This is a genomic window from Simplicispira sedimenti, assembly GCF_022760965.1.
Lineage (GTDB): Bacteria > Pseudomonadota > Gammaproteobacteria > Burkholderiales > Burkholderiaceae_C > Simplicispira > Simplicispira sedimenti.
This window is the reverse complement of record NZ_JAKVIJ010000008.1, coordinates 171471-184883: the sequence shown is the minus strand read 5'-3', so window position 1 is coordinate 184883 and position 13413 is coordinate 171471. Positions and strand designations below refer to the sequence as shown.

General features: G+C 67.0%; 14 protein-coding genes. All 14 read right to left on the bottom strand.

Annotated features, from left to right (window positions below; translation table 11 throughout):
- Window positions 1-257 (bottom strand): ABC transporter substrate-binding protein (locus MJ602_RS10830; RefSeq protein WP_243020833.1); only part of this gene is annotated, 257 nt, incomplete at its 3' end.
- A 211-nt stretch (window positions 258-468) separates the two neighbouring features.
- The gene (locus MJ602_RS10825; RefSeq protein ID WP_243020832.1) at window positions 469-1512 is read right to left on the bottom strand and encodes an NAD(P)/FAD-dependent oxidoreductase; all 1044 of its coding nucleotides are present in this window, start codon (window positions 1510-1512) and stop codon (window positions 469-471) included.
- Between the two features lie 160 nt (window positions 1513-1672).
- Window positions 1673-2002: a ferredoxin FdxA gene (gene fdxA, locus MJ602_RS10820; RefSeq protein WP_119964963.1), complete on the bottom strand. Its 330-nt coding sequence runs from the start codon at window positions 2000-2002 to the stop codon at window positions 1673-1675.
- A gap of 111 nt (window positions 2003-2113) precedes the next feature.
- A complete protein-coding gene (locus tag MJ602_RS10815) occupies window positions 2114-3481 on the bottom strand; it encodes a sulfate adenylyltransferase subunit 1 (protein WP_243020831.1) in 1368 nt (455 codons plus the stop codon).
- 172 nt (window positions 3482-3653) lie between these two features.
- Window positions 3654-4586, bottom strand: coding sequence for a sulfate adenylyltransferase subunit CysD (gene cysD / locus MJ602_RS10810; protein ID WP_243020830.1), 933 nt, complete (start codon window positions 4584-4586; stop codon window positions 3654-3656).
- 18 nt (window positions 4587-4604) lie between these two features.
- The gene (locus MJ602_RS10805; RefSeq protein WP_243020829.1) at window positions 4605-5237 is read right to left on the bottom strand and encodes a phosphoadenosine phosphosulfate reductase domain-containing protein; all 633 of its coding nucleotides are present in this window, start codon (window positions 5235-5237) and stop codon (window positions 4605-4607) included.
- A 61-nt stretch (window positions 5238-5298) separates the two neighbouring features.
- Complete coding sequence (locus tag MJ602_RS10800; RefSeq protein ID WP_243020840.1) at window positions 5299-5694, bottom strand: DUF934 domain-containing protein; 396 nt, start codon at window positions 5692-5694, stop codon at window positions 5299-5301.
- 32 nt (window positions 5695-5726) lie between these two features.
- A complete protein-coding gene (locus tag MJ602_RS10795; RefSeq protein ID WP_243020828.1) occupies window positions 5727-7517 on the bottom strand; it encodes a nitrite/sulfite reductase in 1791 nt (596 codons plus the stop codon).
- Between the two features lie 170 nt (window positions 7518-7687).
- Complete coding sequence (locus tag MJ602_RS10790; RefSeq protein ID WP_243020827.1) at window positions 7688-8491, bottom strand: sulfite exporter TauE/SafE family protein; 804 nt, start codon at window positions 8489-8491, stop codon at window positions 7688-7690.
- A 69-nt stretch (window positions 8492-8560) separates the two neighbouring features.
- Window positions 8561-10450 (bottom strand): bifunctional tRNA (5-methylaminomethyl-2-thiouridine)(34)-methyltransferase MnmC2/FAD-dependent 5-carboxymethylaminomethyl-2-thiouridine(34) oxidoreductase MnmC1, encoded by a 1890-nt coding sequence (mnmC, locus tag MJ602_RS10785; RefSeq protein WP_243020826.1) that lies wholly within the window; start codon window positions 10448-10450, stop codon window positions 8561-8563.
- Window positions 10451-10530: 80 nt separating this feature from the next.
- A complete protein-coding gene (locus tag MJ602_RS10780) occupies window positions 10531-10803 on the bottom strand; it encodes an oxidative damage protection protein (protein WP_162015944.1) in 273 nt (90 codons plus the stop codon).
- Between the two features lie 342 nt (window positions 10804-11145).
- Window positions 11146-11595: a nitrate reductase cytochrome c-type subunit gene (locus MJ602_RS10775; RefSeq protein WP_243020825.1), complete on the bottom strand. Its 450-nt coding sequence runs from the start codon at window positions 11593-11595 to the stop codon at window positions 11146-11148.
- Window positions 11596-11629: 34 nt separating this feature from the next.
- Window positions 11630-12529 (bottom strand): quinol dehydrogenase ferredoxin subunit NapH, encoded by a 900-nt coding sequence (napH, locus tag MJ602_RS10770; RefSeq protein WP_243020824.1) that lies wholly within the window; start codon window positions 12527-12529, stop codon window positions 11630-11632.
- Window positions 12526-13371, bottom strand: coding sequence for a ferredoxin-type protein NapG (gene napG / locus MJ602_RS10765; protein ID WP_243020823.1), 846 nt, complete (start codon window positions 13369-13371; stop codon window positions 12526-12528). Before napG ends, napH begins: the two co-directional genes overlap by 4 nt.
- Window positions 13372-13413: the final 42 nt, after the last annotated feature.

Sequence of the window (13413 nt, the reverse complement as noted above, 5' to 3'; positions counted from 1 at the left end):
GTCTTGGCGTCGCACTGGTCGTCCTCGGAAACCACTTCAAACTTCAGCGTCTTGCCACCCACGTTGATCTTGCGGGCGTTGAGCTCCTCGACCGCCAGGCGCACGCCGTTGTCGTTGTCGCGCCCGGCAAAGGTGTTGGGGCCGGACAAGGGGCCGCTGTGGCCGATCTTGACGACTTGCTCCTGGGCCATGGCGGGGGCCGCACAGGCCAGGATGACAGCAGCGACGAGGGGGGATTTCAGGAGAAAGGGGCGCATGGAAAGAGGCTTCCGAAGACGATTGCGGAATGGGTGCCCTTGGGCGCCGGGCGGGTAGGCCCGGGCCCGTGGGCGGCGGTGTCTGGGTACAGACGCACGCGCTGAGCGCGCGCTGCGATTCTGCCGCAGCAGGGTGTGTTTTTAGCGCCATTAATAAATGACGCGGGGAAGTAGCGCGCCGAATTCTCTGGCCAGGCGCGCCCCAGTCTGGTCAGCGCGCCGACGGCGCCACACCCAGCAAGCCTTGCAGTCGTTCGCTGCTGGTCGTGTACTCCAGCGGCAGCTTGTGCCCCGCCAGCCATTCCGCCGCGCCAAAGGCGGCCAGCGTGGCTTCGTGGAAGCCGCTGAGGATGAGCTTGCGCTTGCCGGGGTAGGTGATGGCGTCGCCCACGGCGTGGATGCCGGGCTCGCTGGTGGCGAAGGTGGCGGTGTCCACCACGAGCTGCTTGCGTTCCAAGGCCAGGCCCCATTCGGCGATGGGCCCCAGGCGCGGCACCAGACCCAGGCGCACGAGCAGCAGGTCCAGCGGCAGGCGCAGCTGCGTGCCCTCGGGCGTGGTCAGTTCCAGCGCGGTGAGACGGCCTTGTTCTTCTACGATGCCGCCGGCCACGCCGATGGCGACCGCGATGCGGCCGGCCGCGCGCAGGGCCTGCAACTCTTCCAGCAGGGCGGGCGGGGCGTCGAACACGTCGCGGCGGTGCTGCAGGGTGGTGTGGGCGGGGCGCAGGGCCTCGGGGGCGGTGGCGCAGGCGATGGCTTGCTGCACGGCGGATTCGTCGCCGCCGTGCACCACCACGCGCTGGCCCGTGAGGCTGGCGTTGTCGTCCAAGCGGTAGCGCAGTTGGCCGCCCTCATGGGCCTCGAGCCCTGGGAGCTTGAGGGTGCGCGGCACGAAGGCGCCCACGCCGGTGGCGATGAACACGGCGCGGGCCTGCAGCTGCGTGCCTTGCGCGGTGCCGACGCGGAAGCCGCCTTCGGGCAATGCCTGCACCGTGTCCACCTGCTGGCCGAGGTGCAGCGTGGGGGCGAAGGGCTGGATTTGTGTCAGCAGGCGCTGCACCAGTTCGTTCCCGGTGCAGGCCTGGACGGCTGGGATGTCGTAGATGGGTTTGTCGCCGTACAGCTCGGCGCACTGGCCGCCGGGGTGGGGCAGCGCGTCGATGACGTGGGCGCGCAGGCCTTGCAGGCCGAGCTGGAACACCTGAAAAAGGCCAACAGGCCCCGCGCCGATGACGATGGCGTCGGTGCTGAGCATTCCTGAACTCAGTGAGGCCTGCAGCCGATGCAACGGACGCGGCCCAGGCCAGGGCCGCCGTGCAAGGGTCGCCCCGCAGCACCGGCGGCGTCCCCCTTCCCGCAAAGCATGGCTTTGCGAGAGAAGGGGGAAGGCGCGCAGCGCCACAGGGGGTTGTGCATTACCGCTGCAGGTCCTTGACCTTGCCGGGCTGGCCGTTCCACTCGTCGGCGTCGGGCAGGGCGGCCTTGCGCTTGGTGATGGGCTTCCAGCCGGGGGCGTTGGTCAGATCGGCGTTGATCTTGATGAAGGCCAGCTCGGTGGGGGGCAGGTCTTCCTCGGCGAAGATGGCGTTGGCAGGGCACTCAGGCACGCAGACGGCGCAGTCGATGCACTCGTCCGGGTTGATGACCAGCATGTTCGGGCCTTCGACGAAGCAGTCAACGGGGCACACGTCCACACAATCGGTGTATTTGCACTTGATGCAGTTTTCGGAGACGACGTGGGTCATGGCAGTGTGAATTTGTAATCGGGATAACCCTGGATTTTAAGTCGGTGGCAGGCCGCCCCCCGGGGGCGGCCCTGCCGGTGCAGGGGAAAACTGAGCGCTTGTTGCTTTGGCTCAGTTCACCAGCACGGCGCCTGCGGTGGCGTTGCTGGCCGTATCCACCAGAATCAGCGAGCCCAGCACACGCGTCTGGCTGAACGGTGCAGCGGGCAGGGGTTCCTGCAGCAGCAGCTCCACATGGCCGATGGCGTTGGGGTCCAGCCGCTCGGCGTCTTCCTCGGCCAGGGTGTTGATGTCCAGCCGGTGCACCACGCGGCGCACCTTGGCCTTGACCCAGCGGTGGCCGTGCAGCGCCCAATAGACGCGGCCCGCCAGCAGCGGTTCGTTGTCCATCCAGGCCACGGTGGCCTTGATCTCGCGCTGGCCGGGCCATGCGGGTACGGCGGCAGGTGCGTCAAAGTCGTCTTCGGCCACGGCGGTCTGCGTGGGCGCGGCCACGATCCAGTCGCCGCGCGAGACGTCCACCTCACGGTCGAGGATGATGCCCGCGCTCTCGCCCGCACCCACGGTGGTGGGGCGGCGTGCGTGGTCCAGCACCTGGGCCACGGTGGCCAGTTGCCCGCTGGGGAAGACCTGCACCGCGCTACCCGGCTGCACGCTGCCTGCGGCCACACGGCCCCAGAACACGCGGCGACCCTGGCTGGTGTCGGACGAAGACGAGAACTTCTCCACCCACTGCACCGGGAAGGCCAGCGGCAGGCCGGTATCGGCCGGGGTGTTGGGCAGCAGCTCGAGGATCTGCAGCAGGCTCGGGCCTTCGTAGCCGCACCAGCCGCTGTGGCGATCCACCACGTTCCAGCCCTTGAGGGCCGAGACGGGCACGGTGGCGGCCACCTGGATGCCGGCGTCCTGGGCGAACTGCGCCAGCGCGGCGCCGATGTGCTGGAAGGCGAGCTGCGGGTCTTCCACGGCGTCGAGCTTGTTCACGGCAAACACCAGCGAATGCACGCGCAGCAGGTGCACCAGCAGGCTGTGGCGGCGCGTTTGCGGCAGCAGCGCGAGTTGCGGGTTTTTCCAGTCGAGCTTGGTGGCATCCACCAGCACCACGGCGGCGTCGGCCTGCGATGCGGCGGTGACCATGTTGCGTGTGTACTGCTCGTGGCCCGGCGCGTCGCCGATGATGAACTTGCGCTCTTCGGTGGCAAAGTAGCGGTAGGCCACGTCGATGGTGATGCCCTGTTCGCGTTCCGCACTGAGGCCGTCGGTCAGCAGGGCCAGGTCCACCTCGCCACCACGCTGCACGCCGGCCAGGTGGTCCTGCAGCACGGCGCGGCTGTCCACCAGCAGGCGGCCGATCAGCGTGCTCTTGCCGTCGTCCACGCTGCCGCAGGTGATGAACTTGAGCGCAGAAATATGGTCATTTTGGGCTGCAGCGCCCGTATTTGCTGCGCTGGCAGCTATTGAATTGATAGTGTTCGTCATTGGATTGATCTCAGTGATCCAGATTGCCGTGTTGCAATCTGCAATGTTTGATGAGGCGCTGTCCAGGCCAGTGACCACCGCGCAAGGGCCGCCCCGCCGCGCTGGTGGTGTCCCCCTTCCCGTGCGCAGCACGAGAGAAGGGGGAAGGCGCGAAGCGACTCAGGGGGTTGCATCAAAAATACCCGTCTTTCTTGCGCTTCTCCATGGAAGCATCGGAAGTCTTGTCGTCCATGCGCGTGGCGCCGCGCTCACTGACCTCGGCAGCCAGGGTTTCGATCACGATCTCGCCTGCCGTGGCGGCCGGGCTTTCCACCGGGCAGGTGCAGGTGATGTCGCCCACGGTGCGGAAACGCACGGTGCGTGTCTCGATGGTTTCGCCGTCCTTGGCGGGCGTGAGCGGCGTGACGGGCACCAGCAGCCCGCGGCGCTCGACCACCTGTCGCGGGTGCGCGTAGTACAGCGAGGGCAGGGCGATGTTCTCGCGGTCGATGTACTGCCACACGTCCAGCTCGGTCCAGTTGCTGATGGGGAACACGCGGAAGTGCTCGCCGGGCTGCAGGCGGGTGTTGAACAGCGTCCACAGCTCGGGGCGCTGGGCCTTGGGCTGCCATTGGCCGAAGCTGTCGCGGTGGCTGAAGATGCGCTCCTTGGCGCGGGCCTTTTCCTCGTCGCGGCGGGCGCCGCCGATGAGGGCGTCGAAGCGGAATTCCTCGATGGCTTCCAGCAGCGTGACCGACTGGTGCACGTTGCGGCTCTCACCGGGGTGCGCCAGGCGCACGGTGCCGCGCGCCATGGAGTCCTCGACGCTGCGCACGATGAGCTCGGCGCCCAGCTCCTTGGCACGGAAGTCGCGGAAGTCCGTCACCTCATGGAAGTTGTGGCCCGTGTCGATCATGAGCAGCGGGTAGGGGATGCGGCCCACGCCGAAGGCCTTCTCGGCACACTTGAGCATGACCAGCGAATCCTTGCCGCCCGAGAACAGCAGGGTGGGGCGCTCGAAGGCGGCGGCCACTTCGCGCAGGATGAAGATGGTTTCTTCTTCCAGCGCGTCGAGGTGGCGGTTGCTGAGGTGGCTCAGCGTGGAGGTGTCGATGCGGGCGTTCATGGTCGTGTTCGGTCGGGGTCAGTGGGCGAGATGAAGACCACATTCGCGGTTGTCTTCGCCCTTGGTCGGGTCCACGTAATCAAAATTATTGGGCAGGCCGTGTGCCTTGCAGTATTCGTGCAGGTCCTTGGACGTCCAGTGCAGCAGCGGCGCCACCTTGATGAGGCCGTCGGGGTTGATGCTGACGGGCTCCATCTGCGCGCGCACGGCCGTGTCGGTGGCGCGCAGCGCGGTGAACCAGACCTGGGGCGCGTTCTCGCGCAGGGCGCGGGCAAAGGGTTCGAGCTTCACCTCTTCGGTGAAGGCGGCGTGGCGCGGGTCGTCGAGCGCGGGCGTGGCGCCTTCCACTGCCTCGCGGTGCGCGCGCGAGCGGCGCGGCAGGTAGATGCGCAGGTTCAGGTTCAGCAGCCGGGTCACTTCGTCGGCAAAGCGGTAGGTGGCTTCGGTGTTGTAGCCGTTGTCCATCCACACCACGGGCACATCGGGTTGCACGCGGCTGACCAGGTGCAGGATGACGGCCTCGAACGGGCGGAAGTTGGTGGTGACGATGGCGCGCTGGCCCAGGCCCAGCGCCCAGGCTGTGAGGCCTGCGGCGTCGCGGCCCAGTTCAGCGTTGACGCGGGCAAGTTCGGCGGCGGTCACTGTGCTCATTGGGTTACCTCCGTGCTGCGCACTGCGGGGCGAGCTTGCTTGGGAACGGCCCGGCGCGCGCTCATGCGGCCTCCCGGGCAAACAAGGGGCGCGGCTCCAGCATGTCGCCCTGGTAGAAGCCTTGGTAGCGTGCCAGTTGGCGCTCGGCCGCGTCGGCCTGGATGCCGGGGGCCAGCACGGCGCTGCTGAAGCCGCTGCGCTGCATTTGCAGGAGCTGGTCGATCAGCACGTCGCCCGTGGCACGCAGGTCGCCCGCAAAGCGGTAGCGGCGGCGCAGCAGCACGGCCTGGCTGAAGGCGCGGCCGTCGGTGAACTTGGGGAAGACCAGCTCGATGCGGTCCACCCCTTCGAGGGCGCCGCTGCCCACCAGTTCGGCCAGGTCGGCATCGTTGGCGATTTGCAGCACTTTTTGGCTCTCAGCGCCCGTATCTATTGCGTCAGCAGCTATTATTTTCATAGTGAATCCATCGTGGAATACAGGGGCGGTGCTCATTCGGCCAGGGCTTCCTCAGTGGCCTTGGGGTGGCGTGCGCCGTTGGCGGCGGCCTTGAAGGGGTCTTGCCCCACGCGGCGCAGCGTGTCGATGAAGAACTCGCCGCCCTTGCGCAGGCTGCGGTAGGTGCCCAGCAAGGCCTCGATCACGTCGGGCACTTCGGCCGCCGAGAACGCGGGGCCCACCACCTTGCCGCCAATGGCCGGGCCCGACAGTTGCGAGCCGTCCGAGCCGCCCAGGGTGATCTGGTACCACTCCATGCCGTCCTTGTCCACGCCCAGGATGCCAATGTGGCCGCTGTGGTGGTGGCCGCAGCTGTTGATGCAGCCGCTCATGTGCAGGTCGATGGGGCCCAGGTCGAACAGTTCGTCCAGGTCCTGGTAGCGCTCGGTGATGGCTGCCGCAATGGGCAGCGAGCGGGCGTTGGCCAGCGAGCAGAAGTCGCCGCCGGGGCAGGCAATCATGTCGGTCAGCAGGCCGATGTTGGGCTGGGCCAGACCCAGCGTGCGTGCGGCTTCGTACAGTGCGGGCAGGTCACTTTCAAACACCCAGGGCAGCATCAGGTTCTGGTCGTGGGTGATGCGCGCCTCGCCAGCGCTGAACTGCTCGGCCAGCTGGGCCAGGGCGTCCAGCGTGTCGGCGCTGGCGTCGCCTGGGGCAAAGCCCACGCGCTTGAAGGACAGTGTGACTGCCTTCATGCCTGCCAGCTTGTGGCCGCGCACGTTTTGCTGCAGCCAGCGCTGGTAGAGCTGGCCGGAGGTGTTCACGCTGTGCGTGCGGCCGGCGGGCTGCAGCGGCGGCACCACAAAGCTGGCCTGCACGCGGGCCAGTTCCGCCGCGGTGATGGTGTGCGGTGCGCCGTCCTGTTCCACAATGGCGCGGTACTCTTTTTCCACTGCGTCGATGAAGGATTGACCCTCGGCCTTGACCAGGATCTTGATGCGTGCCTTCCACTTGTTGTCACGGCGGCCGTAGCCGTTGTACACGCGGATCACGGCCTCCACGTAGTTGAGGATCTGGTCCCAGGGCAGGAATTCGCGCACCACGCTGCCAATGACGGGCGTGCGGCCCATGCCGCCGCCCACCTTGACGGTGAAGCCCGCGCTGCCGTCCTCGGCGCGGCGCGCCTGCAGGCCGATGTCGTACCAGCCGGTGGCGGCGCGGTCTTCCTCGGCGCCGTTGAAGGCGATCTTGAACTTGCGCGGCAGGAAGGCGAACTCTGGGTGCAGCGTGCTCCACTGGCGCATGATTTCGGCAAAGGGCCGGGTGTCCAGGATCTCGTCCTCGGCAATGCCCTCATAGGCTTCGCAGGTGATGTTGCGGATGGTGTTGCCGCTGGTCTGGATACCGTGCATGTGCACGCTGGCCAGTAGGTCCATCACATCGGCCGCCTTGGTGATGGGAATCCAGTTGAACTGCACGTTGGTGCGCGTGGTGAAGTGCCCGTAGCCGTAGGTCAGGGGCGCGGCAGCCAGCGTCAGGCCGGGCTGGGCCGCCTGCAACTGGTCTTGCGTGGCCTGCGCGTGAGCCAGCAGCTCGGGCGTGGGGCGGTCGTAGTCGCGCGCAATGTGCGCCAGCATGCGCAACTGCGTGCTGCTGATTTCGCCATAGGGCACGGCAATGCGCGCCATGGGCGCATAGCGCTGGATGTACCAGCCATTTTGCAGGCGCAGCGGTAGCAATTGCTCATCGCTCAGCTCGCCGCGTTGCCAGCGCTCGAGCTGGTCGCGGAACTGTTGGGCACGCAGGCTGATGAACTGCTTGTCGAATTCGGTGTATTGGTACATGGGAATACTCAGAAGGTGTGAATGAATCCGGCGTGTCCGAGCAGGCCGCGAAAACGCGGCCGATCTAGGCGCAAAGCGCAGCCATAGTGCGGGCTGTGGCGAGCATTTGCAACGACGAGCGGGTGTGTTTTGGCGGAATGAGCGGGCATGGTGGGTTCGTTCACAGCTTCTTAGATAAAAACCAGTTTGGCGCCCGCCCAGGCGAGCAGCACGGAAAGGGCCGAGCGGATGAGCCGCTCCGGCGTGCGTGACACCAGGCGCGAACCCAGCCAGATGCCAGGCAGCGAACCTGCCAGCAACTGCGCCAGCAACGGCCAGTCCACGGAACCCAGCGACGCATGGCCCATGCCAGCGACCAGCGTCAGCGGCACAGCGTAGGCAATGTCGGCGGCAACGATGCGTGGCAGCGGCAGGTGCGGGAACACCAGCAGCAGCACGGTCACGCCAATCGCGCCCGCCCCCACCGAGGTGAACGTGACCATGACGCCGATGACCGCCCCCAGCAGCACCGGCAGGCTCCAGTGGCGCGGCTCGGCGGCATTGGCGGCGTTGGCCCGGCGGGCTGCCAGCTCGGCGGCCTGGCGCTGGGCCGAAAAGGCCAGCACCTTGTACAGCGTGGCGGCGGCTGTCAGCAGCAGTGCCACGCCCAGGGTGGTGGTCATGAGGTGTTGCACGCGGTCGCTGGCAGGGCCCAGGTAGTGCAGCAGCCACAGCGCAGCCAGCGCTGCCGGAATGCTGCCCGCACTCAGCAGGCCCACCACACGCCAGGGCACCAGGCGCTGGCGCGCCATGCTTACTGTGCCGCCCAGCTTGGTGAAGGCGGCAAACAGCAGGTCGGTGCCGATCGCCAGGTGCGGCTTCACGCCAAAGAAGAAGATCAGCACGGGCGTCATCAACGAGCCGCCGCCCACACCGGTCAGTCCCACGATCAGCCCCACGGCAAAGCCGGCAACGATGAATGCAATATCTGGCATGGCCGCGACTGTAGGCGGCCTTTATATATATGCAAACTAATTTTTTGTGCTTCTTATATATCCAAAATGCTATTTGGATGCGCTGGCGGCCACCAAGCGTTCGGCGCGCAGGGCGCGGGCCAGCTTGGCGTCCAGTGGCAAGGGTTCCTGGTGCAGCCAGGCAGCCAGCAGCTCACCGCACAGCACAGCCCGCGTGAGCCCGCGTGCGCCCATGGCCGTGCTCACCCACAGGCCGGGCCGGTCGGCCGACACTGGCCCCACGCAGGGCAGCCGGTCGGGTGAGGTGCAGCGCACGCCGGCCCAGGCGTGCAGGGCATCGAGTTCTGTGGTTTCAAAGGCCGGGTGCAGCAGCGGCTCGGCGCTGGGCACCAGGCTTTGCAGGCGGTGCAGGTTGGTGGCATGGGCCGTGGCCTGTTCTTCGGGGCTCAAAGGCAGGCGCTCCTGGTCGCGGTCAAAGGTCGAGCCCAGGTGCCATGCGGTCCCTGCGCCGTGCGGCACATGCGCGACCAGTGCGCCGTTGCCGTTGATGGGAAAAGGGGGCAAACCGGCCATGGCCGCCGTTTGCGGCCCCCAGCTCAATTGCCCGCGCACGGGCTGCAGGGGCAGGTGCGGGGCCTGCGCCAGACTCAGCAGCGCATTGGTGGCCGGGCCTGCGGCCAGCACCACCAGTGGGGCCTGGGCCAAGAGGGTTCCTTGCGCGTCCATCACCTGCCAGTCGCCGCAGGCGCTGCGCTGCAACCCGGCCACCCGGTGGCCCAGCCGCACATGGATGCCGGGCTGTGCCAGCAGGCGCTCGACCAGGCGTTGCGGACGCACCCAGCCTGCTTGCACATGCCAGCAGGCGGTACTGTCCTCGGGCAAGCCTGCGGTTTGCAGCGTGGCGGTGGGCGCGGCGTGGTACCAGTCTGGGCCTGGGCCGTCCTCCCAACCCGGGGGCAGGCCCGGTTTGCCGGGGGGCCGGCGCTCCAGCACGCCGCTGGGGCTCCAGTCCACGCCGCTCTCCAGCAGGGCCTGCGATTGCTGCAGCATGGCGCGCACCCCGGCGCGCGAAACGCGGGTGAACACGTTGTCGTCGCTGGAGAGGTGCGGCCCGAACAGCCCCACCGGCAGGCCCGAGGCGCCGGTGGCCGGTGTCTCACCAGCGTCGATCACGTCCACCCGCCAGCCGCGCCGCGCCAGGCTGGCAGCGCTGGTGGCACCCGCCAGCCCGGCGCCAATGACGATGCATGTGCGCTCTGCAGGCCAAGGCGCGGGGCTGGGTGCGGACCAGGCGGGTTCGTACCATGCGTTCAGATTTGCGCGCTTGGGGGGCAGGCCAGGCACCTTTTCCACACGGAAGCCGCACTGCGCCAAGGCCTCGCGCACGCTACCTGCCACAGTCCAACTGGCCAAACGGGTGCCTGGGTGGCAGCAGCGCGCCATGGCCTGCAGGGTGGGCAGGCTCCAGATGTCAGGGTTGCACTGCGGGGCGAACCCGTCCAGATAGACCGAATCGGCTTGCCAAGCCTGTTCGCGCAACTGCATGTGGGCGTCGCCAATGGCCAGGGTCAGCAGTACGCGTCCACCCTCGAACACCAGCCGGTGCACGCCGGGCAGCAGACCCCAGTACTGGGCGAACAGTTCGTGGGCCAGTGGCAGCAACTCCGGGTGGCGCTCTGCGGCGCGCATCAGGTCGCAGGCGGATGCCGGCCACGCTTCCACCGACATGAAATGCAGCATCTGGGGGCGCTGCGCATCTGCCCGCCAAGCAGCCCAGGTGGCCAGGAAGTTGAGCCCCATGCCAAACCCGGTCTCCAGGATGCGCCACTGCCGTGCGCCAGCCCAGGCCTGGGGCAGGCCGCAGCCCTGTAGAAACACGGCCTGCGCCTGTGCCAGTGCGCCTTGCTCGCCGTGGTAGCGGTCGCCAAAGCGTTTGCTGTAGGGGGTGCCGTCGTCGAGCCAGTCAATGCCGTCAGCCATGGTGGGTTGCTTCAATAGCCAATGAAAAAAGGCGCCGCGGAGGGCGCCGGTGTGCGTGCAGAGGGCACGGGGTGGGCGTGTCAGGCGCTGGGGGGGACGTAGCCCTGCACCGCGTCCGCACCGCCGCCGAAGAAATGTTGCTCCATCTGGCGTGCCAGGTACTGGCGGGCGCGTGCGTCGGCCAGGTTCAGGCGATTTTCATTCACCAGCATGGTCTGGTGTTTGATCCAGGCGGCCCAGGCTTCCTTGCTCACGCTTTGCCAGATGCGCTTGCCGAGCTCGCCGGGATAGGGGGGGAAGTCAAGGCCTTCGGCTTCCTTGCCGAGCTTGATGCATTGAACCATGCGTGCCATGGGGAACCTTTGAAATGTGTTGGTAATAAAAAAACGGAGGCACCGTGGCTGTGGTTTGGAGGGGCAGCTTCCAGAATGGTTTTGCCGTATTCCCAAACCCTTGGAACCACCAAAATGGGCCTTGGCCGCCACTTTATCAAGTTTCCTCTGGCCGACGCTGCTTTGACCCTGGGCGCGGCATCGGCTCTGAGCGTCATCCCACGATGGCACCGAGGGCTGCGCTTGACACTTTCAATGTGGCCCAAAAAAACCGCGCCAGAGGGCAGGGACACTGCCATGGCGCGCAATAGCGGGGGGTATTTGGAGCAGAGGCATACCGGGCGGCTGGCGCCCGGGTGAGAATCACTTGGCGGCGGCGTTGCCCTTGAAGACGTTTTCCACCAGGGGCTTGGCGTCGATCTGCGGTACGTGGCAGGAATTGCACTGCCAGCGCGCCTTGTCGATCACCGGGGCATCGGGGTTGACGGGCTTGACTAGGTGGCTTTCCTTGACCTGCGGGATCTTCTGGCCGCGCACCTCCTTGTGGATGTGGCAATCCAGACAGACGTTGTCTTCGCTGGTGATGTCGTCGAAACCTTCAACCTTGTGCGGCACCAGCGGCGGTTGCTGCTGGAAGGTGCGGGGGATGAGTGCGTGACCGCCGGGCTTGCTGCCGAGGTAGGGCTGGATCTCGGGAGCCTTGTCGACGGCCGGCACATCACTGCCGCGCATGGCGCTCACCGTCTGCGCTGCGCTCCAGCATGCGGCCACGGACAGGAGGGCGGCCAGCGAGATTTTGAGGGTCGTCTTCATGATGGGGATCTCCACGTTTGAAAGGTGTTTGGAATCATTGCGGCGGCTGTGGGGCCGCACTGGTAGTGGGGGCCTCGTTCGGCGCAAAGCGCGGAACAAAGGTGAATACGTCTTTGGAGCAGACATCGATGCAGCGCCCGCAGTTGGTGCAGTTGCTGTCCAGGATCATGGGGCCCACGCCCTTGGCGGCGCCCTTGAGCGGCATGCGGATCACCTGCTGCTCGGGGCAGGCGACGAAGCAGTCGAGGCAGTTGTTGCAGTCCTCGCGCTTGGTGGCCGACACGCGCACCAGGCTCCAGCGGCCCAGCAGGCTGTAGAAGGCACCCACGGGGCACAGATGCCCGCACCAGCCGCGCTTCATGACGAACAGGTCGAACAGGAAGATGCCGCCAATGACCAGCCAGCCCGCGCCCATGCCGAAGATCAGGCCGCGCGGCAGCAGGGAGACCGGGTTCACCAGCTCCCAGACGATGCCGCCGGTGGTGGCCGCCAGCACAAGGATGAGGGCCAGGATCCAGTAGCGCGTCTGGCGCGGCATGTCGCCGCCGCCGCGGATGTCGAGCTTGCGGCGCAGCGCGCTGGCAGTGTCGGTGACGATGTTCACCGGGCACACCCAGGCGCAATAGACGCGCCCACCCACCAGCAGGTAGAAGGCCAGCACGATGCACACGCCGATGATGGCGTTGCGCTCGGGCACATGGCGCGTGGCGAGCAGTTGCAGCATCACCAGCGGATCTGCCAGCGGCAGCGTTTCCAGCGTCAGGCTGTAGTTGAGGTTGCCCTTGACGATCCACCAGCCGAACCACGGTCCCACAAGGAACAGTGCGAGCACTGTCAGTTGCACCAGTCGGCGCAGCACCAGCCAGCGGTGCGCACCCCACCAGCCCTTGGCTTCGATGGCCTCGCGGGCAAAAGCGTTGTCGGCGGGCTTCATCGCGGTGCTCCGTCAGGGAGTTTGCCTTCAGAGCCGAAGGGGCTGCTGGGCAGGCCCTTGCTGCTTCCTGGGTCAAAGTGGCCGGGCAAGGTGGTGCCTTCGGGCATGCGGTCAGGCAGGTCGATCAGGCCCTTGTCTTCCACCAGCGACTGGCCGGCCTTGCGCTTTTCTTCCCAGCCGATGCGGTAGTGCGCGCCCAGCTCGCCCTTGGCCTGCGCGATGGGATAGACCTTGATGGCCGCCACTTCCAGCACGCAGGACGCCTCGCACTTGCCGCAGCCCGTGCAGTGCTCGGAGTGCACCGTGGGCAGGAACATGGTGTGCTTGGCCGTGCGCTCGTTGTGCTGCACTTCGAGCGTGATGGCCTTGTCGATCACCGGGCAGACGCGGTAGCACACGTCGCAGCGCAGGCCCAGGAAGTTCAGGCAGGTTTCATGGTCCACCAGCACCGCCAGGCCCATCTTGGCCTGGGTGATGTCGGTGAGGTCATGGTCCAGCGCGCCCGTGGGGCAGGCCTTGACGCAGGGGATGTCCTCGCACATCTCGCAAGGCTTGCTGCGCGCCACGAAGAAGGGCGTGCCCGTGGCCACCTGCTGCGCTGGCGTGGCCAGTTGCAGGATGTCATAGGGGCAGTCGCGCACGCACAGGCCGCAGCGGATGCAGGCGGACTGGAAGTCCGTCTCGCTGCCCGCGCCCGGTGGCCGGATGGCGCCCGCTGGCAAGGCCTTGGCCTGCTTGTTGACCAAGCCCAGGCCCAGTCCGAGCACACCCATGCCGCAGGCCATCTTCGTGGTGTCGAGGATGAACTGGCGGCGCGCGGTGTCTTTGACGGGGGCGGTCATGGTGTGGGCGGAACGGAAAGAGTGAGGGGCCGGGTGCATGTC